This is a genomic window from Catenulispora sp. MAP12-49 (assembly GCF_041262705.1).
In the GTDB taxonomy this organism is placed as follows: domain Bacteria; phylum Actinomycetota; class Actinomycetes; order Streptomycetales; family Catenulisporaceae; genus Catenulispora.
On the sequence record NZ_JBGCCP010000006.1, the window covers coordinates 240,024 to 262,238 of the forward strand.

12 protein-coding genes and 1 pseudogene are annotated in these 22,215 nt (G+C 72.0%); 2 read left to right on the forward strand and 11 right to left on the reverse strand.

Annotated features, from left to right (window positions below):
- Window positions 1-91: 91 nt before the first annotated feature.
- From ABIA35_RS15040 to ABIA35_RS15080, 9 genes and pseudogenes are all read right to left on the reverse strand, one after another.
- Window positions 92-1,174: a ComEC/Rec2 family competence protein gene (locus ABIA35_RS15040; protein WP_370358284.1), complete on the reverse strand. Its 1,083-nt coding sequence runs from the start codon at window positions 1,172-1,174 to the stop codon at window positions 92-94.
- Window positions 1,171-2,742 (reverse strand): ComEC/Rec2 family competence protein, encoded by a 1,572-nt coding sequence (locus ABIA35_RS15045; protein ID WP_370347817.1) that lies wholly within the window; start codon window positions 2,740-2,742, stop codon window positions 1,171-1,173. The genes ABIA35_RS15040 and ABIA35_RS15045 overlap by 4 nt, the downstream gene beginning before the upstream one ends.
- A gap of 4 nt (window positions 2,743-2,746) precedes the next feature.
- Window positions 2,747-4,021 (reverse strand): ComEA family DNA-binding protein, encoded by a 1,275-nt coding sequence (locus tag ABIA35_RS15050; protein WP_370358285.1) that lies wholly within the window; start codon window positions 4,019-4,021, stop codon window positions 2,747-2,749.
- A 259-nt stretch (window positions 4,022-4,280) separates the two neighbouring features.
- Window positions 4,281-5,789 carry a GTPase HflX gene (gene hflX / locus ABIA35_RS15055; protein WP_370358286.1) on the reverse strand — a complete coding sequence of 503 codons (1,509 nt, stop codon included), beginning with the start codon at window positions 5,787-5,789 and terminating at the stop codon, window positions 4,281-4,283.
- Window positions 5,790-6,372: 583 nt separating this feature from the next.
- Window positions 6,373-6,633: pseudogene (locus ABIA35_RS15060) on the reverse strand (helix-turn-helix domain-containing protein); the annotation flags it as partial.
- A gap of 744 nt (window positions 6,634-7,377) precedes the next feature.
- On the reverse strand, window positions 7,378-10,353 hold the full coding sequence (locus ABIA35_RS15065; protein WP_370347811.1) for a BTAD domain-containing putative transcriptional regulator: 2,976 nt from the start codon (window positions 10,351-10,353) through the stop codon (window positions 7,378-7,380).
- 213 nt (window positions 10,354-10,566) lie between these two features.
- Complete coding sequence (locus ABIA35_RS15070) at window positions 10,567-13,956, reverse strand: PDZ domain-containing protein (protein ID WP_370358287.1); 3,390 nt, start codon at window positions 13,954-13,956, stop codon at window positions 10,567-10,569.
- The gene (locus ABIA35_RS15075; RefSeq protein ID WP_370358288.1) at window positions 13,956-17,222 is read right to left on the reverse strand and encodes a PDZ domain-containing protein; all 3,267 of its coding nucleotides are present in this window, start codon (window positions 17,220-17,222) and stop codon (window positions 13,956-13,958) included. The genes ABIA35_RS15070 and ABIA35_RS15075 overlap by 1 nt, the downstream gene beginning before the upstream one ends.
- Window positions 17,223-17,350: 128 nt before the next feature.
- Window positions 17,351-17,683, reverse strand: a complete 333-nt coding sequence (locus tag ABIA35_RS15080) for a hypothetical protein (protein WP_370346462.1) — start codon at window positions 17,681-17,683, stop codon at window positions 17,351-17,353.
- Window positions 17,684-18,117: 434 nt separating this feature from the next.
- Here ABIA35_RS15080 and ABIA35_RS15085 point away from each other — a divergent pair, with 434 nt between their 5' ends.
- Entirely contained in the window at window positions 18,118-18,504 is a 387-nt protein-coding gene (locus ABIA35_RS15085; RefSeq protein ID WP_370358289.1) for a helix-turn-helix domain-containing protein, read from the forward strand.
- Between the two features lie 61 nt (window positions 18,505-18,565).
- Here the strand turns inward: ABIA35_RS15085 and ABIA35_RS15090 are convergent, their stop codons facing one another.
- Window positions 18,566-20,080, reverse strand: coding sequence for a CoA-acylating methylmalonate-semialdehyde dehydrogenase (locus tag ABIA35_RS15090; RefSeq protein ID WP_370346466.1), 1,515 nt, complete (start codon window positions 20,078-20,080; stop codon window positions 18,566-18,568).
- Between the two features lie 226 nt (window positions 20,081-20,306).
- On the opposite strand from ABIA35_RS15090, the gene ABIA35_RS15095 reads away from it, so the two are divergent.
- Entirely contained in the window at window positions 20,307-20,717 is a 411-nt protein-coding gene (locus ABIA35_RS15095) for an SgcJ/EcaC family oxidoreductase (protein ID WP_370346468.1), read from the forward strand.
- Window positions 20,718-20,783: 66 nt separating this feature from the next.
- Here the strand turns inward: ABIA35_RS15095 and ABIA35_RS15100 are convergent, their stop codons facing one another.
- Window positions 20,784-22,163, reverse strand: coding sequence for an NAD(P)/FAD-dependent oxidoreductase (locus tag ABIA35_RS15100; protein ID WP_370358290.1), 1,380 nt, complete (start codon window positions 22,161-22,163; stop codon window positions 20,784-20,786).
- Window positions 22,164-22,215: the final 52 nt, after the last annotated feature.

Here is a 22,215-nt window from a genome sequence, read left to right on the forward strand (position 1 = left end):
CGAGACTATCCATAACCTGCGACAGGCGCGGACGGGTCTTTACTCCTCCTTTCCCTTCCCTTTTCTTAGCGGGCATCAGGGCATCAGGGCATCAGGGCATCGAGTCCTGACGGCGGGTGGCCACCCGCAACCGGGCAGCAGTGCCGAACACCACGACCTGCCCGTCGTCATCGGTCCGGAAGACCCGCGCCCCGGCCCCCGATGCCAACGCGACCGTGCGCGGCGCCGGATGGCCGTAGGTGTTGCCCTTGCCGACCGAGATGACCGCGACTCGCGGGTGGACGGCGGCGAACAGGTCCGGGTCCTGATGCGCGGAGCCGTGGTGCGGCACCTTCAGGACGTCGGCGGCCAGATCCGGGTGCGCGGCGAGGATCGCCGCCTGCGACGGCGGCTCGACGTCGCCGGTGAGCAGGAGCCGGACCGGACCGTCCCGCGTCGCGACCGTGACCTGGAGCACGACGCTGGAGTTGTTCGGACCGGAACCCTCCTCGCCACCGCCTCGCGGCGAGGCCCGGGGCTCGTGACGGCCTCGTCGGCGGCTCTTGTGGACCGGGTCGGACGGGGTCGGCAGGGTCGGCGGGGTCGTCGGGCTCTCGGCGGCCGGGTCGGGCCACAGGACGTCCCAGGACACCGGACCGAATCGCCGGTGCTCGCCGGCCGCCGCCACCGAGGTGGGGACGCTCGCCGCGCTCGCCCAGGCCGCGACCTCGGAGGCGCCTTTGGGCGGATCACGGTCGTTCGTGGTCTCGATCTCGGCGACCGCGCGCCCCTTCAGCACACCCGGGACCCCGTCGATGTGATCGGCATGGAAGTGGGTCAGGACCAGCAACGGCACCTTGCGGACGCCGAGCAGGGTCAGGCAGTGGTCGGCCTTGGCGGGGTCGGGACCGGTGTCGACGACGACGGCCTCGGCCGGCCCCACGGCGAGCGCCAAGGCGTCGCCCTGGCCGACGTCGCAGGCAGCGAAGATCCAGTCCGGCGGGGGCCAGGCGACCGTCTGGCTGCGAATGAAGAGCAGGGCGGCGGCGATGCATATCAGGAGCAGGATGAGGAGGGCGGCACCGGCGGCCTTTCGACCGCCGGAGCGGTTCGGGTCGCCCCGCAAGCCATCCCCTCCGCGGCTTCCGGGTCCGGGCTCCGGGCCCGGCGATATCCAGGGTCCTTGTTCGTTCATGACACTTCCTCCTTGCGTTTGGCCATCGCGGCCGAGATCAGGAACACCAGCGCGTAGACCCCCAGCAGGGCGAGGGTCCCGGGCAGCCCGTCGGGCCAGCCGACGGTCGCGCCGGGCAGCCGGGAGCCGTAGCGGGCGACCGCGACGATCCCGTCGGCGGGCCACTGGGCCAGCCAGGCCACCGCGTGGCCGAGGGGGAGCCAGACGGACGCGGCGAGCAGGGCGGCGGCCCCGAGGACGGTCGCCGGCCCGACGCAGAACTCGGCGAGCAGGTTCGCCGGGAGCGAGAGCGGGGTGACGGCGGCGGTGAAGGAGACCAGGATCGGCAGGCAGAAGGCCTCGGCCGCGGCCGTGCAGGCCAGCGACTCGGCGATGCGGTGCGGCACCCGGCGGTCGAGGAGCGCCTGCTGCCAGCCCGGCGCCAGGATGAAGAGGCCGGCGGTCGCGGCCAGCGAGAGGGCGAATCCGTAGGACCGGGCGAGCCAGGGATCGAACAGGAGCAGCAGGGTCCCGCCCGCGCACAGCAGCGGGAGCCCCCGCGCGCGCCGTCCGACGGCCGCGAGGAGCAGACCGAGCACGGCCATCACGCTGGCCCGCACCATCGACGGCTCGGGGCGGGCCAGGACGGTGAAGCCGATGACCACGACCAGGCCGGTGAGCGTCAGGAACCTGCCCCGGACTCCGGCCAGGCGCGCGATCGGCATCGCGGCGGTCAGGACGAACACCAGGTTCTCGCCGCTCACCGCGGTCAGGTGGGTCAGGCCGGTGTCGCGGAAGGCGGCACTCAGGCTCTCCGGCTCCTGCGACACGTCGCCGATCACCAGGCCGGGCACCAGACCGCGCGGGTCGGCGGGCAGGTCGGCGCAGGCGTCGCGCAGGGCTTGGCGCAGTCTGCCGGCCAGCCGCTGGAGGGCGTTCGGGCCGGCGAGGACGTCGGGCGGCCGGTGCACGGAGACGGCGGCGGCATCGGGGGTGTCGTCGTGGGCCGGACGGAGGCGGCCGGTGACGCGCACGCGGGTGGACGGCAGGAACTGCCACGCGCCGGGGTCGGAAGCCAGTGCGGTCGCCGGAAGCCGGGTGCCGAACTCGTTGACGCGCTCGATGCGCAGGGGCACGACCGCGAAAGGGCCGTGCGCGGACGTCGCAGTATGCGGATCGTCGGTGATGACGGCCTCGACGGTCGCCTGGGCGTGCGCCGCGGCCAGGCGCGGGAGCGGGCCGGTGTGGGTGGCGATGGTACGCGTGGTGGCGGCGGTGCCCGCTCCGGCCGCGACGAAGCAGGCGGCGGCGAGGGTACGGCGGCGGGTTCTGGTGCGGGTCGAGGCCGGGCGAGTTCGGTGGAGAGCTTGGCCGACGTGCAGGTCTTCGTGGCGCCGGATCCCGCTGCGCAGCAGAAGGGAGAGGCCGGCCAGGGCACAGCCGGCCCAGAGCAGCAGCGCCGCCGGCGAGACGAGGCCGTCGCCGACGAAGGCCGCGCTGTACGCGGCCAGCAGGATCGGTACGAGGCGCAGATCGCGGCGCGAATGCCGATCGGGCTCGACGGAGCGGAAGGTGACGGTCAGGCTCATGGCGTCACACCGTCACCGAGTCACGCATGTCAGCGAACTTCCGCTCGCCGATCCCCCGGACCTGCCGCAGCTGCGCCACGGACTCGAAGCGGCCGTGCTCGGTCCGATAGTCCAGGATCCGCTGGGCCAGCGCCGGACCGATGTCGGGCACCGTCTCCAGCTGCTCCAGCGTCGCGGTGTTGAGATCCACCGGCTGCACGGGCTTGCCGCGCTTTCCGCGCGCGGCCCCACCGGACGACGGTTGCGGCAGGCCGACGACGGGGGTCGGCGCCCCCGCGATCCCGACGCGCAGCTGCTCGCCGTCGGTGACCGGCCGCGCGAGGTCGAGCGCGGTGGCGTCCACGCCGGGCAGCGCGCCGCCGGCGGCGGCCAACGCCTCGTAGACGCGCGATCCGGCGGGCAGGGTCTGGATACCGGGGTGCGCGACCTTGCCTTCGACGTCCACGACGACCGCGCCGGCCGAGGCCCCACCGACCGCGCCAGTAGATGCGGATGCGGATGCGGATGCCGCGCCGGCCAGGGCCGGGGTGGTGGACCTGGCGGTGTGGGGCTGACAGGTCGGACGCTTCGCGGCCATCGCTTGCGCATAGCGGTGCGTGATGGGGGCCCGGGACCAACTCGCGGCCAGGCCGGATCCGGAAGCCGGTTCGACCGCGGCGGTGTGCGCCGGGCGCGTGTTCCCGATGGGCCTCGCTGTTGCCAGGACCGCGATCGCGCGGTGTGCGTGCCAGCTCGTCGGCGAGGCCTGAGGCAGTGCCCGGGGTGTTCCCGATGGCGACGAGTGCGGCCGGCATGCGGCGTCGTGCCCTGATGGGGTGTTGCCGGCGTTACCGGCGCTACCGGCGCTACCGGCGTCGCCGGCCGGAGCGGCATGGTCGTCGTCAGGCGGCTGGGTCGCCGAGACCGCCTCTCCGGCGTTCCCCGCCGCGACATCCACGACCGTGCTCTGCGAACGGGTCAGATACCACCCGCCCGCGGCGGCACCGGCGACGGCCACCAGCGCCACCGCCGTCGCGGCGGGCAGGCTCAGGGCCCAGCGACCGCGCAGGGTCGGCGGGACACGGTGCTCGATCGACTGGGCCGCCCGGCGCCACCAGGGGCGGTGCGCGTGGCGCCGGGCGGCCAGCGCCTCGGAGAGAGGCAGGGGACCTTCTGCGGCAGGCGACCAATACCGCGGCGGGTCCCCTTGGAGCGAAGCCAGCCGGTCGCGCGCCGTCGGCTGCGGGCTGCGGGGTTGGGCGCTGCCATTCGGCGCGGCTCCCGGGGTGGTTCGTTCCATGCCTGTGAAGGTAGAACGGCGCAAAGCACGCAAACCACCCGCTCTTCAGAGCCTGTGGACAACTTTCCGGGCGAGCGGACAGCCTTCACTCTTTCGGCCTAACCGCAGGCGGGGCTCAGCACGGATTCAGCGAGGAGGCCGCGAACAGCGAAAAGGCGGCCGCCTCTCGCGAAGAGTGACGGCCGCCTTCGGTACAACGAGCGGATCGAGCAGGCCAGGCGAACTGAGCAGGCCCGGCCGACCCTCAGGCTCTGGAGCCCTAGACCGCACCCACCGTCCGGAACGGCTCCAGCTGCGCCGCCAGATCCGGGTGGATCAGCGCCCGCACGAGCGTCCCGTGGTCGGTGTGCTCCTCCTTGAGCATCTCGCCCTCGGCGTGGATGCGGGCGACGAGGTCGCCGCGGTCGTACGGGACCAGCGCCTCGAGCTCGACGCCGGGGCGGGGCAGGTCCCTTTCGACGGCCACGAGGAGGTCCTCGATGCCCTCGCCGGTGCGCGCCGACACCACGATGCTGTGCGGCTCGCGGCGCAGCAGGCGGGCCAGGACCTCCGGGTCGGCCAGGTCGGCCTTGTTCAAGACCATCAGCTCCTTCACGTCGCCGGCGCCCATGTCGGCGAAGACGGCGCGGACCGCGGAGATCTGGCCCTCGGGGTCCTCGTCGCTGGCGTCGACCACGTGCAGGACCAGGTCGCTCTCGCCGACCTCCTCCAAGGTCGAGCGGAACGCCTCGACCAGCTGGTGGGGCAGGTGGCGGACGAAGCCGACCGTGTCGGACAGGGTGTAGGCCCGGCCCGTCGCGGTCTCCGTGCGGCGGACGGTCGGGTCCAGGGTGGCGAACAGGGCGTTCTCCACCAGGACACCGGCGCCCGTGAGGCGGTTGAGCAGGGAGGACTTGCCGGCGTTGGTGTAGCCGGCCAGGACCACCGAGGGGACCGAGCCGCGGCGCCGCTCGGCGCGCTTGGTCTGGCGTCCCTTGCTCATGTCGCCGATCTCGCGGCGGAGCTTGGCCATGCGCTCGCGGATGCGGCGGCGGTCGGTCTCGATCTTGGTCTCACCGGGACCGCGGGTGGCCAGGCCGCCGCGGCCACCACCCATCTGCCGGGACAGGGACTGGCCCCAGCCGCGCAGCCTGGGCAGCATGTACTGCATCTGGGCCAGCGCCACCTGCGCCTTGCCCTCGCGGGACTTGGCATGCTGGGCGAAGATGTCCAGGATCAGGGCCGTACGGTCGATGACCTTGACCTTGACCACGTCTTCCAGGTGGATCAGCTGGCCGGGGCTGAGCTCCCCGTCGCAGATCACCGTGTCCGCGCCGGTGGCCACCACGATGTCGCGCAGTTCCTGGGCCTTGCCGCTGCCGATGTAGGTCGCCGGGTCCGGCTTCTCGCGGCGCTGGACCACGCCCTCCAACACCTCCGAGCCGGCCGTCTCGGCCAGCGCGGCCAGTTCGCGCAGCGACAGTTCGGCGTCCGAGGCGGTGCCGTCGGTCCATACGCCGACCAGCACCACGCGCTCCAGGCGCAGCTGCCGGTACTCGACTTCGGTGACGTCCTCGAGTTCGGTGGACAGTCCGGCCACGCGGCGGAGCGACGCGCGCTCCTCCAGGTCGAACTGCTCGCCGTCGTGTTGCGAGGCGGCCCAGCGGTTGCGGTAGAGCGGGGCCGGCGCCTCGAAGGCGTCCTCGGTGTCCCACTCGGCTTCCGGCGTCTCGTGGTCGTGCAATGCGTAGACCTCGTCGCGGGCAGCGTCCTTGTGGGATTCCGTCATGTGCTTCCTCTTCATGAGTTGTGACTAGTGCGGCGCCGCAGAGACGCCGCGAGGCGGGGAGCAATGCTCTCCCCGCCTCGATGGTGGCACGTCGTCGCCGATCTCCGACACCCGATTTCCATTCGGAACAGCACTACCGGCCCGTCGGTGAGGGCAGCCGAGGCGTGCCGAACGTGTAGGGGTTGTCCGGACCGGGCAACGGCGAGCCCGGGACGTAGGGCAGCGGACCCATCGGGGGCTGCGGTCCCAGCGCCGGACCCAGGCCGGTGGCGGCCATGCCGGTGCCGAGCGCAGCCTGGGGTACCGCACCGGACTTGGGCGCGACCCGCGGCGAGCCGGAGGCCGGCCGGGTGTTGCCGGGCCGGTTGGCGGCGGTCCGGGAGTTGATCACCGCGGTCGGGATCTTCGCGGTCGGGAGCGTGCGGGCCCCGCGCGGGGCGCCGGCACCCACGCCGACCACGACACCGGACCGCTGGCCGGAGCCGGCCGAGCCCTGGCGCGCGGTGTCGGCCTGACCGCTGCGCGCCGGCGGCATCGCGACCCGCTGCGGGGAGCGTCCGTCGGCGGGCACCAGACGGCCCAGCTCCGCCGCCTCGATCTCGGCGGCGAGTTCGGCCGCGGCGAGTTCGGTCGACAGTTCGAGCAACACGTCGGAGAGCTTGACCTCCAGCGCGTCGCAGATGGCGGCCAACAATTCGCTCGACGGCTCCTTCTGTCCCCGCTCCACCTCGGAGAGGTAGCCGGGGGACACCCGTGCCGTCGCGGCGAGCTGACGGAGCGTCCGTCCGCTGCGCTGCCTCCGGCCGCGCAGCACGTCGCCGAGTAGGCGGCGAACCAAGATCATCTCGGCTTCCCCTCCCTCATCGTTTCCGCTGGCCTGCTGGTTTTCCTGTGTGAATCATGAGCCTGTGGAGCCACCGTACCCCGGCTGTTGCCGGATTACTCTCCTGCTTTGCTTGTTGTTATTCCCCGTTCAAAGGTTCTCAACGGTTAGGACGCGGTTTCCATTCCAAGAAGTTGCAGTCCCGTTGTGAACTCGCAGCCCACTGGCCGCCACGAGGAGGACGACCACCTGACTGCAACCGTATCCCGAGCCGCCGACAAGCGTCGGGTGAAGGCCACCCATCGGACAAAATCGAACGTAGGTTCTTCAATACCGGACGTGACCGGCCCGGGGCCGCTCGCAGCGCCCGGCGCACCGCACGTCACACCGGCACCGTGAGTATCGTCACGGCGGAGGGCTGGCGCCGGTCGGCGCCCGATGGCGCCGCGCGGCCGATCCAGCGGCAGTGGGGCTCTTGTTCACCGCTGGATCAGCCGTTGACAACGCGTTCCCGCGCTCTGGGGACCCGGGCCCCCGGACCTAACGGGGCGCCGCCACGAGCCACCCTCGCACCCGGTGCGCAGGCTGGCCGACCGTCGCGCGGATCGCGTCCGCGTCCCGGCCGGTCTCGTGCGACGCGGCCACAGCGGAAGGTCCCGCAGGGGCGCCGTGCAAGCGGTGCGAACCCGAGGCCGAGGCCTCCGGTGCACGCGACACGTTTTCCCTCATCACCTTGTCATCCTCCCGTGCGCTCCAACCGTTTCCTTAGCGCGACGTTCGAGCACCCGCCGAGGTTGCCTCCGGGCCGGAGAGCATGCCTCTGATACGGTCCGCCTCCGGTGCCCCGATGACGACGAACATGGCCAGCGCCTCCTCCCGGCAGCCCCGGGCCCGCTCCGGCTGCCCGGCGACGTCCAGCACGTCCGCCAGCACCGCCAGCGCGGTCGCGTGCTGCCACGTGTCGGCGGTCCCCCGCAGCACGCTCACCGCACGCTCGGCGTACTCCAGCGCGCCGCTGGGCTCGCCGAGCCCCAACAGGGCCCGCGCGCTGGAGGCGTGCGCGGCGCCCTCCATGGGCGGATGGACGTCGGCGAAGTACCGGGCCGCCTCCGTGAAGTACGTCAACGACTCCCGGCAGGCGTGCGTCTGCAGGTAGATGGAGCCGGTCTGGAAGAGCGCGTAGCCCGTCGAGACGTCGTCCCCGAGAGCACGGCACAGGGCGAGTCCCGCCATGGTGCTCTCCAGCGCCTCCTCCGTCCGGCCCAGCACGAGCAGCGAGCGCGCCATGTTCTGCCGTGCGGCGGCCTCGGACGCCACGTCCTCGAACGCCCGGCTGACGTCCACCGCGCGCTCGTACAGCGCGATCGCCTCCGCGTCCCGGCCAAGGTCCGCATACGTCATGGCGAGCAGGTTGACGGCATCGGCCTGGGTCTCGTCGCCGCCCACCGACTCCGCAGCGCGGTGCGACCGTTCGGCCTCCTCCGCGGCGGCCTCTATCTGGTACGTCGCATAGAGGACGCGCGCCAAGGAGTGCCGCACCCGCGCCTCACTCCGTACGTCCCCACTCTCCACAGCCGCCGCAGCCGCATTGCGCGCGGCCGTGGACAGTTCGTCCGCATAGCGTTCGATGCCGGGCAGCGAGACAAGGTGGTCGAGCAGTTCGACCGCCAGCGTCAGCGGGGCGGCGACACCGCCGGCGCACGGAGGCCGAGTCAGCACCCGCCGGTTGAACACCGCGTCCACGCAGCTGCCCTCGTCGGCGATCCACCGGACACCGGCCTCCACGGAGTCGAACTCCCGGCCGGAGGACCGCGTAGGGGAAAGCCCGAGTTCTTCCACGGGGATGCGGCGCAGGCGACGCATCGAGGCGAGGTAGAAGTCGAGCAGGTGCACGAACCCCGCGTCGAGGTCGCCGCCTTCGGCCTCGTGCTGTTCCCGCGCATAGAGGCGCAGCAAGTCGTGATAGCGGTAGCGCCCCGGAGAAGAAGATTCCAGCATCGCGGCGTCCACCAGCGACTCCAGCACTTCCTCGGTGTCGGCCTCGTCCTGGCCCAGCAGCGCGGCGGCCGCGGCGGCCGACACGTCGGCACTGTCCAACAACGACAGCCGCCGGAAGGCATCCGCCTGCGCCGGGGACAACTGGTGGTAGCCGAGCTCGAACGCCGCACGCACCGCGAGATCGCCCACGGCCAGCTCGCCGAGGCGGCGCCGCTCGTCGGACAACCGGGCGGCGAGCGACCCGATGCGCCACCGCGGCCGGGACGCGAGCCGCGCTGCCGCTATACGCACCGCCAGAGGCAGGTATCCGCATAGCGACACCACCTCTATAGCCGCCGTGTGCTCCACGCCGAGACGTTCCTCGCCGACGATCCGCGTGAACATGTTCATCGCCTCGCCGGGATCCAGCACGTCCAGATCCGCGAACGTCGCCCCGGCCAGCCCGGTCAGCTTCGGACGGCTCGTCACCACGACCGCACACCCCGGGGCTCCGGGCAACAGAGGCCGTACCTGCGCCGCGTCCCGTGCGTTGTCCAGGACGATCAGCACCCGGCGACCGGCGAGCGCCGACCGGTACGCCGCGGCGCGCTCCTCCAGCCCGGTCGCCGTCTCCGCCTCCGATATCCCCAGACCGCGCAGGAACGCCGCGAGCACCGGCGCCGGATCTGCGGGCTCGGGGTCGCCTCCGCGCAGGTCCACATAGAGCTGCCCGTCCGGGAACTCCTCCCGCACCGAGTGCGCGAGGTGGATGGCGAGCGCCGTCTTCCCGACCCCGCCCAGCCCGGACAGCGCGCAGACCGCGACCGACTGCCCGACAGTGGTGGAGATGCGGGCCGCGAGCACGCGGGTCAGGTTCTCGCGTCCGGTGAAGTCGGCCGTGTCGGCGGGGAGCTGTGCGGGGATCGTGGCCGGCTTCTCCAGAGCGGCTCCAGAGGCGGCCTCGGCCGCCCTAGGGGCAATCTCAGTGCTGTCCGCAGCGGGACGCGCCAGAGATGGGTCGGCGCGCAGGATCCGCTGATGCAGTTCGCCGAGTTCGGCGCCCGGCTCGACTCCCAGTTCTCTGCGCAGGAGCCGTCGGGTGTCCGCGTAGACGCCGAGCGCTTCCGCCTGCCGTCCGGTCTGGTAGAGCGCGAGCATGAGCTGCGCACGCAGTCCCTCGCGCAGCGGGTGCTCAGCGGTGAGGACGGTGAGTTCGGAGACGGCGTCTCCCACCCGGCCCAACGCCAGGTCCAGGGAGATACGGCTCTCCTGGGCCGCAGTACGCCGTTCCAGCAGCGTCGCACGGAGCGACTCCGCATAAGGGCCCGGAATCCCGGCCAGCGGAGTACCGCGCCACAACGCCAACGCATCAGCGAGTTCCCCGCGCGCGCCCGCCACGTCTCCGGACATCCGCCGCTGCTCCGCGGTCGAGACGTGATCTTCGAAGGTGAACAGGTCGACGTGCGAACGCTCCGCACGTAGCGCGTAGCCGCCGGCTATGGACGCTAAGGCCTCCGCGCCGAAGACCTTACGGAGTCGGAACGCATAGGTGCGCACCGTCCCGAGCGCGCCCTCGGGCGGCTCGTCGCCCCACAGGCCCTCGATGAGTTCGTCGGCTGTCGCCACCCGACCGGCCCGTGACGCCAGCAGCGCCAGCACGGCCTGCTGTTGCGGGGACCCTACTTTGAGCTCCTCGGCTGGTTCTCCCGCGGCGCCCACTCGCAGCGCGCGGACCGGTCCGAGCAGCCCGTACTGCACCACCACTGACCAATCCCACCTCATGAACGTGGCCCCCGTGGCCGTGTCTTGCCGGGTCCCGCGGCAGTGTCGTGCCGCAGGCGAACTGTGGTCCACCGGTGGACTAGACCGCTCGGAGCCACCGAGCCACCATAGCGCGGGATTCCCCGGGCGCACCCGGGGTAGTCGTGGTTGTCACGTACGCGGTGACTGCCGACCGCCGGCAGCCACCGCGTGCGCTCACATCCAGGGGCGCTCCGGCGCGGTCGCGGCCGGATGCTCCGCGAGCGAGGCCAACGCCAGGTCGACGGCGGTGTCGAGCTGCGGATCGCGGCCGGCGTGGGCGTCGGCCGGGGTGAATTCGACCTCGACGGTCGGATCGCAGCCGTGGTTCTCCAAGCCGTAGCCGACCGACTCGAACCAGTTCATGTACTTGGGCTGCGTCACCAGGGTGCGGTCCAGCAGGCGGAACCGGGAGTCGATGCCGACCACCCCGCCCCACGTCCGCGTCCCGACGATGGGCACGCCCCGGTCCTTCAGGTACTGGTTGATGATGTCGCCGTCGGACCCGGAGTCCTCGTCGCAGACCGACACCAGCGGCCCGCGGACCGCCGCCTGCGGATAGGTGCGCGCCACCCGCCCGCGCGCCAGCCCCCACCCGACGACGCGGCGCATCAGCTGCTCCACGACCAGCGACGAGGTGTTCCCGCCGCCGTTGTTGCGGGTGTCGACGACCAGACCCTCGCAGACGGTCTGCGTCGCGAGGTCGCGATGGAACGCGGCCCAGCCCCGCACCCCTTGGTCGGGAAGGTGGACGTAGCCCAGACGACCGCCGGAACGCTCCCGCACATAAGCCCGCCGGTCGGCGACCCACGCCTGGTAGCGCAGCAGCCGCTCGTCCACGAGCGGGACGACCACCACGCGGCGGGGCCGGACCGTGCCCGAACCCTCGGCGGCGGCGTCGGCGTCGGCATCAGCGCCCTGGAACACCCGCGCATCGGACTCCGCGTCGCGCACCAGCAGCACCTCGGTCGGCTTGCCCGCCTTCCCGGCCAGCAGCGGTCCCGGCCCGAGGTCGGGGTCCACCGGCCGGCCGTCGATCGCGGCCACCACGTCGCCGATCCGGGCGCCGACCCCGGGCGCCTCGAACGGCGATCGCGCCTGCGCCACCGAGGCGTCGCCGGGCAGGATGCGGGTGATCCGCCAGCGTCCCTCGGAGTCGGGCTCCAGGTCGGCCCCGAGCCGGCCCTGTCTGCGGGCCGGATCGAAGCCGTTGCCCGTCGGGATGACGTAGGCGTGCGAGGTGCCCAGCTCGCCCTGCATCTCCCAGAGCAGGTCCACCAGGTCGTCCTGGGTGGCCACGGCCTCGACCAGCGGCGCGTACCGCTCCCACACCCCGGTCCAGTCGATCCCGCCGAGGTCCTCGCGCCAGTAGAAGTCGCGCTGCAGCAGCCAGGCCTCGCGCAGTTCCTGGCGCCGCTCGGCGACCGGGTCCACGGTGACCCGGATCCGGTCCAGGTCCAGCGGCTCCCGGTCGCCGTTGTCGCCCCGGGCGTCGGAGGGCTGCTGCCGCAGCGCGCCGCCGTCGCTGACCAGCACCCGGCTGCCGTCGCCGGTGACGTCGAAGGAGGTCGCCTCGTCGGCGAGGGTCAGCACGTCGCGTTTGGTGAAGTCATACCGCCGCAGCCGGGGCTTGTCGGCCTCGTCCGAGGGGTCCGCCAGGCTGTCTCCGAGCGCGCCGTGCTTGAAGCTCTCCAGCCACAGCACGCCGCCCTTCGCCGCGCGCAGTCCGTAGTAGTTGCCGGTCGGCACCGGGAAGGGCACGATCCGGCCTGCGATGCCCTCGACGTCGACCCGGGTACGCGGCGCTCGGGGTGCGTCCGCTTTAGAGCCGCCGGAATCCTCGGTGCTGTCCTTAGTGCTGCCGTCGGTGTTGTCGGCGTTGTCGGTGTCGTTCTCGTCGTCGGAGTCCCGGTCGTCGGAGTCCGGCTTCGTCTCCTCTTTGATCGGCCGCCCCAACAACGACGGCGCGAACGGAGAGGGCTCGTCGGCCGCCAGCGGCACCAGATACGGCCGATCCCCGGGGACGAAGTAGAGGTCGAACACCTCGTCCGCGTAATAGGGGTCGTAGGTCCGGCTGGACAAGAACGCCAGATGCTTGCCGTCCAGCGTGAACGCCGGACTCCAGTCCAGGAACCGGCCGTCGGTCACGTCGACCGGTGTCAGCGTCGCCACGTCGGCGAGCCGGATCCGGCGCGGCCGGGCCGACGACGTCCCCTCGGCCCAGGCCAGCCACCGCGAGTCCGGCGAGAACACCGGGTCCTCGGCCAGCGTCCCCCAGGCGTTGTGAGAGCCGCCGACCGCGGTCCGGGCCGTCCCGCTCTCGACCTCGACCACCAGCAGCCGGTTGTCCTCGGTGGAGACGGCCAGGTGCGCACCGTCCGGCGAGGCCACCAGATCCGCGACCCGCGTCACCTCGCCGGTCAGGATCCTGCGGACCTCGCCCTCTCCGTCGACCGGCCCGATCTCGATCGACCACTCCCCGCCGGCGTCGGTCACCCACGCCGCCGACCCGGTCTCGCCGAGCACCACCGGTATCCGTGCCCGGACTCCCGGCGTCACCGCGAGCGCCCGCGCCGGACCGTCCTTGGCGGCCAGCCAGTGCACGGTGCCGCGCACGGAGACCGCGATGGCCCGACCGGTCCGGTCGGCCGCGAACCCGCCCAGGTTCTTCGAGGCCTGGACCGGATGCTCGGTGCGGCCTATTCGGGCCCCGGCCAGCCGCACGTCCAGCGGCCGCGCCCCGCCGTCAGGCCCGTCAGGCCCGTCAGACCCGTCGAGCCCGTCCAACAGCCACAACCGGCCGTTCCGCATGAACACCACGCGCGTACCGTCGCTGGAGGCGTGCCGCGCGAAGTACCCCGACGGCTGGTCGGTGTGCTGACGCAGATCGGAGCCGTCCGGCAGACAGGAGTAGAGCTCCGACACTCCCCCGGCGTCGGACAGGAACGCCGCGCGGTCCCCGACCCACATCGGCGTGTCGATGTTGCCCTCGTGCCCGCGCAGGATCCGCTGGAAGTCGCCCGAGCCGTCCGCGTCGACCCACAGCTTGCCCGCGCCGCCGCCCCGATAGCGCTTCCACCACGACGCGTCGTGCGAGACCCCGCGCCGCGTCATGACCGCGCCGCCGGGTCCGTGGACCGCGAGCGCCTGCAGGGTGCCGTAGGGCAGCGGGACCGGGAGGCCGCCGGCGGCCGGGATCGTATAAGCACGCACGTCCCCGCGCGCCGGCAACAGACCGCGGGCCACGATCACCTCGTCGGCCGACGCCCAGCCGAGCACCGTGGTGCGGTGGTCGGCCCAGTACGTCAGCCGCTTCGGGGTGCCGCCGTCCACCGGCGCCGCGTACACCTCCGGCGCCCCGTCACGCTGCCGCGCCCACGCCAGAAGCGCGCCGTCCGGCGACAGCCTCGGGTGCTTGGCCGGCTGCCAGTCCGACGTGAACCGGGCGGCGCGCACCGGGCCGCCCGCGTCGGCGGGCAGCTCGGCGATCCAGACGTCGTCTTCGGCGACGAACGTCAGCAGGTCTCCCGCCAGGTGCGGGAACCGCAGATACGAGGACTGAGTCATCAGTGCTCGTACACTCCCGGCACCGACGGCGGGGCCGCCGGCGGTTCCTTGGCCAGCGCGTCCAGCGCGATCTCGATCGCCTTGTCCAGCTGCGGATCGCGCTCGGCGACGAAGTCCTGCGGCCGGAAGTCGACGGGCACCGTCGGCTCGCAGCCGTGGTTCTCCAGGCCGTAGAGCCCGACGGAGTTGAAGGCCAGCGCGTAGCGCGGCTGCGTCACGAACGTGCCGTCCACCAGGTAGAAGCAGTCGTCCATGCCGATGACGCCACCCCAGGTGCGCGCGCCGACCACGGTCACCCCGTTGTCCTTGAACGCCTGGTTGATGATGTCGCCGTCGCTGCCGGCCTCCTCGTCGCACACCGAGACCAGCGGCCCGGTCGGCGCGTAGGGCGGATAGGTGTCGGGCAGCTCCCCGCGGGCGAAGTCCCACGCGATCGGCTTGCGCAGCAGCCGCTCCACCACCAGGGCGGAGGTGAGGCCGCCGCGGTTGCCGCGGGTGTCGACGACCAGGCCGTCCTTCACCACCTGCGCGCCCAGGTCCCGGTGGAACTCGGCCCAGCCCGGCTCGGCCTGGTCGGGCAGGTGGACGTAGCCCAGCCGGCCGCCGGACTTCTCCAGCACGTACGCCCGGCGGTCGGTGACCCAGGCCCGGTAGCGCAGCGGGATCTCGTCGGCGATCGGGACCACGACCACGGCCCGCCTGGTCCCGGACTGGTTCTCCAGGACCAGCTCGGTCGGCTGGCCGGCCTTGCCCGCCAGCAGCGCGGCAGGACCGACGCGCGCCGGGACGGCGACGCCGTCGACCGCCGTGATCGCGTCGCCGACCCGGGCCGCGATGCCCGGCGCCAGCAGCGGCGAGCGGGCCGCGGGCACGGAGCTGTCGCCCGGCAGGATCCTGACGACGCGCCAGACCCCGTTCTCGTCCGGAGCCAGGTCGGCGCCGAGCAGGCCCTGCTGCCGCGAGTCCTCGCGCGAGGTCTTCGGCGGGTCGACGTAGGCGTGCGAGGTCCGCAGCTCGCCCTGCAGTTCCCACAGCAGGTCCACGAAGTCGTCGTCGGTCGCGGTGGCGGCGACCAGCGGCGCGTAGCGGTCGCGGACCGCGTCCCAGTCCAGGCCGTCCAGGGACGGCTTGATGTAGTTCTCGACCTGAAGGCGCCAGGCGTCCAGGAAGGCCTGCGTGCGCTCGGCCTTGGGAAGCACCGAAAGCCGGATCCGGGACAGGTCCACGGCTTCCGGCTTGGCGTCGTCGTCGGCCTTGTCGGCCGGACGCGCCGACAGCGCGTCGTGGTCGGTGACGACCAGGCGCGCGCCGTCGCCGGAGACCGCGTAGCCGTCGAGCTCCTCGATCAGCGTCTGCTCCTCGCGCTTGCCGAGGTCGAAGCGCACCAGGGCCGGGCGCGGCTGGTCCTTGCCGGAGCCGGCCAGGTGGGTGCCGAGCGCGCCGGTGATCGGCTTGGCCAGCCAGACGACGCCGCCCTTGACGGCCGCGAGCTCGGCGTAGGTGCCGGAGGCGACCGGGAACGGGACGGCGCGGGTGGTGATGCCGAAGGCGTCGATCACGGTCGCCGGCGGTGCGTCGGCGTCGGTGTTGGTGTCGGCATCAGCATTCTTCTTGGCGTCCTCGCCGTCCTCGCCCTCCACCGGGCGTCCGCCGAGTTCGGGGTCGAACGGCGAGGGCTCGGTCTCGGCCAGCGGCACCAGGTAGGGCCGGGTCGAGGGCAGGAAGGAGAGGTCGAAGTACATGTCCTCTTCGTAGGAGTCCAGCGTCCGCGCCGACAGGAACGCCAGGTGCTTGCCGTCGAGGGTGAACACCGGGTTCCAGTCCCGGAACCGGGGTTCGGTGATGTCGACGGTGTCCAGGGTCTCGACGTCGGCGACGCGGATCTGCCAGGCGTCCGGGATGTCCGAACGCTGACTCCAGGCCAGCCACTTCGAGTCCGGCGAGAAGGCCGGATCCGAGACGAAGTTCACGCCCCAGCGCGGCATCGCGCGAAACGCGCCCTCGCCGTCGGCGACGACCCGCAGCGTACCGGCGTCGACGTCGACCAGCAGCAGCTTGTTGTCGCGGGTGGCGGCGGCCAGGTGCTTGCCGTCCGGGGCCGCGACGAGCTCGTTGACGTACCCGAACTCGCCGGTCAGGATGCTGCGGCGGGCCGAGCCGTCCACGGCGGCGATCTCGATCGAGTACGGGCCGCCGGCGTCGCTGATCCACGCCGCCCGCCCGGTCTGGCCGAGCACGACCGGCAGCCGGCCGCGCGTGCCCTCCTCGGCGCCGAGGCTGCGCGCCGGGCCGTCCTTGTGCGTCAGCCAGTGCACCGTGCCGCGGACCTCGACGGCGCTGGCGCGGCCGGTGCGGTCCGGGGAGACGGCACCGAGGTGCTTCGCGGCGTCGATCGGGCGCCGGGTGGTGGCGGTGCGGGCGCCGGGCAGGCGGATGTCGAGCGCGCGCGGGTCGTCTTCGAGGTCTTCCATGACCCACAGCCGGCCGGCGCGCTGGAAGACGATGCGGACGCCGTCGGTCATCGCGTTGCGCAGGTAGTAGCCGCCCTCGCCGGTGGTGTGGCGGCGCAGGTCGGTGCCGTCGGGCAGCGCGGAGTAGAGCTCGGCGACGCCGTCCTGGTGGTCGGAGTGGAAGACCACCCGGCCGTCGAACCACATCGGGTCGCCGAGGTTGCCGTCGAGGTCGGCCAGGAAGCGCTCGAACTCGCCGGTGCCCTCGCGGTCGATCCACAGCTGTCCGGTCGCGCCGCCGCGGTAGCCCTTCCACAGCCAGGAGTTGCCGGCGTAGAAGCGGCTCAGGACAACGGGACTGCCTTCGGCCCCGGGCTCGGCGACCGCCAGGCTCTTGAGGTTGCCGTAGGGCAGCCGGGCGGGCTGGCCGCCCTCGAAGGGCACCGTGTGCGCGAAGTTGTAGAAGCGGTGGCCGTGCCCGCCCCAGCCGCGCACGATCACCTCGTCGGGCGAGGCCCAGCCGATGGCCTCGGTGCGGGCGTGGCCCCAGTACGTGAGGCGGTTGGTCTCCCCGCCGTCCACCGGCAGCGCGAAGGCCTCGACGACACCCTCCCGCGCGGAGGTCCACGCCACCCGCGAGCCGTCCGGGGACAGCAGCGGCCGTTTGACCGGGACGCGGTCCGAGGTGACCCGCCACGCTCGGGCCGAGGCGGCGAAGCCGGGCAGGTCGGTGAGCCACACGTCGTCGTCGGCGACGAAGGTCAAAGTAGATCCGGACAGATGCGGGTAACGGAGGTACGTCGTCGTCTGCGTCACCTGTCGAACGTAGGCCAAAGCGTTCCGACTGTGCCACTGATTAGGGACGATGGGGCCGTTTCGTCCAGAACGGCGGCGGCCCCGGCACTGAGCCGGGGTCGCCGCCGTTCATTCAGCCGAACGCGCTCCTAGTAGTCGAAGCCGTGGTGGCAGTGGTGCCAGAAGCCGTGCCAGCCGTCGTCCCAGCCCCCCTGCCAGCCGCCGACGCTGACCACCACGGCCTCCCCGTTGCCGACCACGTTGTGGTTCCCCACGACGTTGCCGGCCCCCTGCGTCACGTTGCCGCCGGTCCCCTGCACGACGTTGCCGGTACCGACCCCGCTGTTGCCCGAGGTCGAACCCGACGTGGTGCCGATGGTGGTGCCGGACGAGTTGACGTCGGCGCTCGCAGCGCCGGCGCCGGCCAGGATCAGGGCGGCGACCGTCGCGGTCGTCGCCAGGGTCTTGGTCACAAAAGACATGCAGTCCTCCGTGTGGTGTGTGAAGCCCCCCTTCAGGGCCCGCACTGCGATTCTCACACCGCAGAGCGGGCCATAAGCGGATCATCACACTGAAACCCCCGAAACGGGTCTCCTGCCGACACGAAGGGCTTCGGCGGGCCGGACAATCCCGGATCCGTGAACCGGTGTTGTCCGAAAGCTGATACTTTCCCGCTAGCTCCGGGCCAGGCACCTCAGACGTCGGTCAGGCGTTCGCCAGGCGTTCGCCGGGAACCCGAGGTTCACGCTGCCGGGCTGAGCGATCACCGTTGCTGGATCGCCGCCGACCGGCGCATCATTTTGCTCACGGTGTTTCGTAAGACACGAAGCAACGAGGCTGCCGAAGTCCTCCGCGCCAAAAGGGCCATAACCCGGTGCCAGACCGAGCAGCACACCGTCGACGAGGAGGAAGTCGCGTGACAAGCCGCAAGACGCTCTCCGATCTTCGGGAAGAGAACGCTGCGAACCCCGAATTCCAGGCCGCCTACGCAGAGGCGCGACTGCGCTTCGAGCTCGGTGAGGCGGTCCGGACGCGCCGCGAAGAGCTCGGGTGGAGTCAGAGCGAGCTCGCCGAGCGCGCGGGTATGCGGCAGCCCGCGGTCGCTCGCTTCGAAGCCGGCGGGACCACGCCCACGCTGCCCGTCTTGGAGCGCATCGCCGTCGCGCTCGGCCTGCGATTGTCGGTCGAGTTGAAGGCGGTCCCCGGGGCCGCGGCCGTCAAGGTCCGGCCGACGCGCTCCGGCGCGAACGGCTCGAACGGCTCGAACGGTTCGAACGGTTCGAAGGGCAAGGCGGCCGACTGAGGTCCGGCGTCGGCTTCCACGCTGCGAGCAGCGCGGAAGCCGACGCCGGGCGCCGAGTGCGTCAGGCGTTCGTCGGGAATCCGAGGTTCACGCCGCCGTGGCTGGGGTCCAGCCAGCGCTGCGTGACCGCCTTGGTGCGGGTGAAGAAGTGCACGCCGTGCGGGCCGTAGGCGTGGGTGTCGCCGAACAGGGAGGCCTTCCAGCCGCCGAAGGAGTGGTACGCCACCGGGACCGGGATCGGGACGTTCACGCCGACCATGCCGACCTCGACCTGGTCGCGGAAGCGGGCCGCGGCGCCGCCGTCGTTGGTGAACACCGCCACGCCGTTGCCGTAGGGGTTGCTGTTCACCAGGGCCAGGGCCTGGTCGTAGGACGGGGCTCGGACCACGGACAGGACCGGGCCGAAGATCTCGTCGGTGTAGATGCTCATCGAGGAGGTGACCTTGTCGAACAGGGTCGGGCCGAGCCAGAAGCCGTCCTTGGTGTCGATGCCGGCCTCGGCGCCGCCGATCGAGTGGCCGCGGCCGTCCACCACCAGCTCCGCGCCCGCGGTGACGCCGGCGTCGAGGTAGGAGGTGACCTTGTCGCGGTGTACGCCGGTGACCAGCGGGCCCATCTCGCTGTCCGGCAGGCAGCCCGGGCCGACCTTCAGCTTGGCCATGCGCTCGGTGATCTTGGCGACCAGCTCGTCGCCGATCGGGTCCACCGCGACCAGGACCGAGACGGCCATGCAGCGCTCGCCGGCGGCGCCGAAGCCGGCCGAGACCGCGGCGTCGGCGGCCAGGTCCAGGTCTGCGTCCGGCAGCACCACCATGTGGTTCTTCGCACCGCCCAGGGCCTGCACGCGCTTGCCGTAGCGGGTGCCGTTCTCGTAGACGTAGCGGGCGATCGGCGTGGAGCCGACGAAGGACACCGCTTGGATGTCGGGGTGCTCCAGCAGCCGGTCCACGGCCACCTTGTCGCCGTGCACGACGTTGAACACGCCGTCGGGCAGCCCCGCGCGCTTCCACAGCTCGGCCAGGAACACCGACGCCGACGGGTCCTTCTCCGACGGCTTGAGCACCACCGTGTTCCCGGCCGCGACGGCGATCGGGAAGAACCACATCGGGACCATGGCCGGGAAGTTGAACGGCGAGATGATCGCCACCGGGCCCAGCGGCTGGTGCAGCGAGTACACCTCGACGCCGGTCGAGGCGGACTCGGAGAACCCGCCCTTGAGGATCGACCCGATCCCGCAGGCGAACTCCACGACCTCCAGCCCGCGCGCCACCTCGCCGAGCGCGTCGGAGTGCACCTTGCCGTGCTCGGAGACGATGAGCGCGGCCAGCTCGTCCTTGTGCTGGTTCAGCAGCTCGCGGAACGCGAACAGCACCGTCGTGCGCTTGGCCACCGACGCCGCCCGCCAGCCGGGGAAGGCCGCCGCAGCCGCGGCCACCGCGTCGTCGACCTCCTTCACCGCCGCGAAGTCCACCGACCCGGTGACGGCGCCGGTGGCCGGGTCGTGCAGGTCGCCGTGGCGGGCTGCGGAACCCTCCCACGCGCGGCCGTCGATCCAGTGGGTGACGTGCTTGGTCATGGCGTTCCTTAGAGGCTTGGAGGCTGGCTGGGATGGATTCCGACGATGGTGTTGAGTCTGCGACCGCCGTCCCGGTCCGACAACGCTCAAGCTGTCAGGCGATCCGGCAAAAAGGCTGACAGCTTGGCGGATCGGGTCCGGCCAAACGGGTTTTGGCCGAAGCGATGAGTTCGGGCGGCGCCGCCGGTATGTATTCGCGACCGACCTCCAAGCAAGGGAGACACCCATGTCAGACAACCGTGACGCGGACAAGGCAGCGATCCAGGCGGTCCTGACCGCTTCCTACCAGGCATGGCAGGACGGCGACGCCGAAGGCATGGTCGCCGACTACACGCCGGACGCCACCGCCATCATGACCGGCTCGCTGCGCGACAGCCGCGAGGTGATCCGCGAGAACATGGCCCTGGCCTTCGGAGGCCCGCTCAAGGACACCTCGACCTCCAACAAGCAACTGAGCCTCCGTTTCCTCGGTCCGGACGCCGCGATCGCGATCAGCGAGTCCGGCATCCTGTTCGGCGGCGAGACCGAGGTCCCGGACGCCCGCAAGGTGAACGCCACCTGGGTCTTCGAGAAGCGGGACGGCCGCTGGCTGATCGCGGCCTACCACAACAGCCCGGTGTTCGCGGCTGCCCAGTGACCTGAACCGCCGCGTGGCGCCCCGGCCGCACCAGCCGTACTGGCCGCAGCGGGGCGCCACGCGCTGTCAGGAGTCGAATCCCATCCCGAACCGGTCCAGCGTCCGCAGCCACAGGTTCCGCCGGCCGCCGTTCTGGTCGGCGCGCCCCAGGGCGTCGGCGGTCACCGTGATCCCGAACCACTTCAACGGCTCCGGCGGGAACGGCACCGGCTTGCTGCGCACCATCTTCAGCGCCGTGCGCTCGGTCTCCTCACCGGCGAGCAGGTCGAGCATCACGTCGGCGCCGAACCGCGTCGCCCCGACACCGAGCCCGGTGTACCCGGCCGCGTAGGCGACCGCGCCGCCGTGGGCCGTGCCGAAGAACGCGCAGAACCGCGAGCAGGTGTCGATGACGCCGCCCCACTTGTGCGCGAACTTCAGCCCCTCCAGCTGCGGGAAGGTCTCGAAGAAGTGCCCGGCCAGCTTGTCGAAGGTCTCCGGCCGCTGGTCCAGCCGCGAGGAGATCCTCGAGCCGAAGTGGTAGACCGCGTCGTAGCCGCCCCACAGGATCCGGTTGTCCGCGGACAGGCGGTAGTAGTGGAAGTGGTTCGCCGAGTCGCCGACGCCCTGCCGGTTCTCCCAGCCGATGGCCGCCATCTGCGCCTCCGACAGCGGCTCGGTCATCAGCGCGTAGTCGTAGACCGGGACGATGAACGACCGCACCCGCCTGAGCAGACTCGGGAACGCGTTCGTCGCCAGCGCCACCTTCGGCGCCACGGCCTCGCCGTGGTCGGTCGCCACGCGCATCAATCGGTCGGCGCGTTCCAGCACCGACACCGGTGACTTCTCGTAGATGCGGACGCCGAGCTGCAAGCAGGCGTCCCGCAGTCCGAAGGCCAGCCGCGCCGGATCGACCATCGCGCAGCCGGTCTTGTCCCACAGTCCGGCGTGGTAGGTCGGCGAGGCGAGCTGCGCCTGGACCGCGTCGCGGTCGAGGAACACCACGTCCTCCGACGTCTGGACCGAAGCCAGGTCCTCGGCCTGCCATTCGGCGGTCGCCACCGCGAGTTCGCCGGAGCGGCGGAAGTCGCACTCGATGCCGTACCGCTTCAGCGCGGCCTCGATCTGGTCGAGGTTCTCGTGGCCGAGCCGCTCCAGGGTGGCCATCTCGTCGGGCCACCGCGACTCGCCGTTGTCGTAGCCGTGGGTCAGCGAGGAGGAGCAGAACCCGCCGTTGCGCCCGGAGGCGGCCCAGCCGATCCGGTTGGCCTCCAGCAGCACCACGTCCCGGCCCGGGTCGCGTTCCTTGGCCAGCAGCGCGGTCCACAGGCCCGAGTAGCCGCCGCCGACCACGACGAGATCGGCGGCGGTCCGGCCGGCCAACGCGTCAAGGGCTCCGGGGCGGTCGCGGGTGTCGAGCCAGTAGGGAGTCGGGGACGCGTCGGCCAGCAGATGGTCGTACTTCATGGTGCAGTGGCACCCTCTCGCAAACGGAAGGGGGCGCCGACACGACGCCCCC

Coding starts and splice junctions, on each gene's coding strand:
- hflX (WP_370358286.1), bottom strand. CDS start 5,789: ATGACGGAATCCCACAAGGACGCTGCCCGCGACGAGGTCTACGCATTG.
- ABIA35_RS15045 (WP_370347817.1), bottom strand. CDS start 2,742: ATGAGCCTGACCGTCACCTTCCGCTCCGTCGAGCCCGATCGGCATTCG.
- ABIA35_RS15100 (WP_370358290.1), bottom strand. CDS start 22,163: ATGAAGTACGACCATCTGCTGGCCGACGCGTCCCCGACTCCCTACTGG.
- ABIA35_RS15070 (WP_370358287.1), bottom strand. CDS start 13,956: ATGACTCAGTCCTCGTATCTGCGGTTCCCGCACCTGGCGGGAGACCTG.
- ABIA35_RS15040 (WP_370358284.1), bottom strand. CDS start 1,174: ATGAACGAACAAGGACCCTGGATATCGCCGGGCCCGGAGCCCGGACCC.
- ABIA35_RS15095 (WP_370346468.1), top strand. CDS start 20,307: ATGTCAGACAACCGTGACGCGGACAAGGCAGCGATCCAGGCGGTCCTG.
- ABIA35_RS15080 (WP_370346462.1), bottom strand. CDS start 17,683: ATGTCTTTTGTGACCAAGACCCTGGCGACGACCGCGACGGTCGCCGCC.
- ABIA35_RS15050 (WP_370358285.1), bottom strand. CDS start 4,021: ATGGAACGAACCACCCCGGGAGCCGCGCCGAATGGCAGCGCCCAACCC.
- ABIA35_RS15090 (WP_370346466.1), bottom strand. CDS start 20,080: ATGACCAAGCACGTCACCCACTGGATCGACGGCCGCGCGTGGGAGGGT.